The sequence below is a fragment of the Arsenophonus endosymbiont of Bemisia tabaci Q2 genome (assembly GCF_902713415.1).
In the GTDB taxonomy this organism is placed as follows: Bacteria; Pseudomonadota; Gammaproteobacteria; order Enterobacterales; family Enterobacteriaceae; genus Arsenophonus.
On record NZ_CACTIE010000228.1, the window covers coordinates 1 to 1,931 of the forward strand.

Sequence of the window (1,931 nt, forward strand, 5' to 3'; positions counted from 1 at the left end):
CTCAATATGGTGTAATCAAAATTAAGTCGCTTAGCTATAAATCGTTTGTAAAGTACTTAAAATTTTCAATTGGACTCCAATTTTTGATAATGGCCGTGGTTATTTTTTTTCTAAAATAAATATTTGATAGGCTTAATCTGGATGATTTTGCCGATGATTAGGAAGAGTTGTACGACATGGCAGAAGAACTTTATCTTAATTTGAAAAGAATACTGGAAAGAGAGTAAAAAGCGCTTATTACTTTTCGTTGTTTTTGGAAGGCATTTAACATGACTCGTCTTGTTTGGTTTCGCAATGATCTTCGTATTATAGACAACACAGCGCTATTTAATGCATGTCAGAATCAGCATGTGAAAATTATCGCGGTTTATATAGCTACGCCTATACAATGGCAAGAACATCATATATCAGTGCATCAAATCGCTTTTATTCACGATAACTTAATAAAGTTACAACACGGTCTTGCTGAATTAGGGATTCCTCTCATTTATCAACAATGTGACGATTGTAGTGCATCATTAGATTGGTTAAGAGAATTTTGTCAAAAAGAAAAAATCAGTGAAGTATTTTTTAATCGACAATATGAATTAAATGAGCTTAGGGGAGATCAGCAGTTGAAATATATTATAGGCGATAAAGTTGCAATTCACGGTTTTGACGATAGCGTTCTTTTATCTCCAGGTTCTGTTTTAAATGTTAATAATGACATGTATAAAGTATTTACGCCATTTAGTCATGCCTTTATTAAACAATTAATCAAAACCGAAGTTTGTTCTCTGCCAACACCTAAAATGCGATCGAGTGGTGGAATTTCTATAAATCCTATCTCTCCCTACTTAAATGACGTCTACAAATCAGACGCCTTTCCCCCTGGTGAAAAAATTGCATTAGTTAAATTACGGAAATTTTGTCGTGAAAATGTTAAAAATTATCAAAAAACAAGAGATATCCCTGCTATTAAGGGTACAAGTTGTTTGTCCCCCTATTTAGCTGTTGGTGTTCTTTCCCCTCGTCAATGTTTTAATAGATTAAGAACTGAACATCCTAATTTATTAGAAAATAGAGATGGTGCTTTTATCTGGTTAAATGAGTTAATTTGGCGTGAATTTTACCGTCATTTAATCGTTGCTCATCCTTTTTTATGTAAAAATAAACCTTTTATTGGCTGGACAGAACGAATTAAGTGGAAAAATGATGAGGCTATGTTGCTGGCCTGGCAGCAGGGTCTTACCGGTTATCCGATTGTTGATGCAGATATGCGACAACTAAATAAAACGGGATGAATGCACAATCGTTTGCGAATGATTACGGCAAGTTTCCTGGTTAAAGACCTACTCATAGATTGGCGTAAGGGCGAAAGTTATTTTATGACTCAATTATTGGATGGCGATTTTTCGGCAAACAATGGTGGCTGGCAGTGGGCTGCATCGACGGGTACAGATTCTGTCCCTTATTTTAGAATTTTCAATCCGATAACCCAAGGAAAACGTTTTGACCCAAAAGGTATCTTTATTCGTCGTTGGTTACCCGAACTGAGTAAAGTGCCAGATAAGTATATACATATTCCCCATCTATGGGCTGAAGAAAATCAGACTACTTTAGATTATGCATTCCCTATCGTTGATCATTCCAAAGCTAGGAAAAAAACATTAGATGCTTTTCGCTCAGCAAAGAATATTAAATAAATTTTGATTAATCTTTCCTTTGTTAATAAATTTATCCAAATCAAATAAAGACAGGTTGTTTAATTAATTATCTTTGCGGGTTTTATTTCTTTTACAATCAGCAAGGCTAATCACGGGGGCTTTTCTTTTTACGTGGTTTTATCACCGGAATATTATTATGATAAATAAAGATAACAGGGGCATCATTTTCATTCTTACTTTCAATCTTATCAAAATTAATATCTTCTCCGTGAAAATAAAAATTAA

1 pseudogene is annotated in these 1,931 nt (G+C 34.0%); it reads left to right on the plus strand.

The annotated features are described in order from the left end of the window. Positions 1 to 269 precede the first annotated feature (269 nt). A pseudogene (phrB, locus tag ARSQ2_RS10395) lies at positions 270 to 1,685 on the plus strand (deoxyribodipyrimidine photo-lyase). The last annotated feature ends 246 nt before the right edge of the window (positions 1,686 to 1,931 follow it).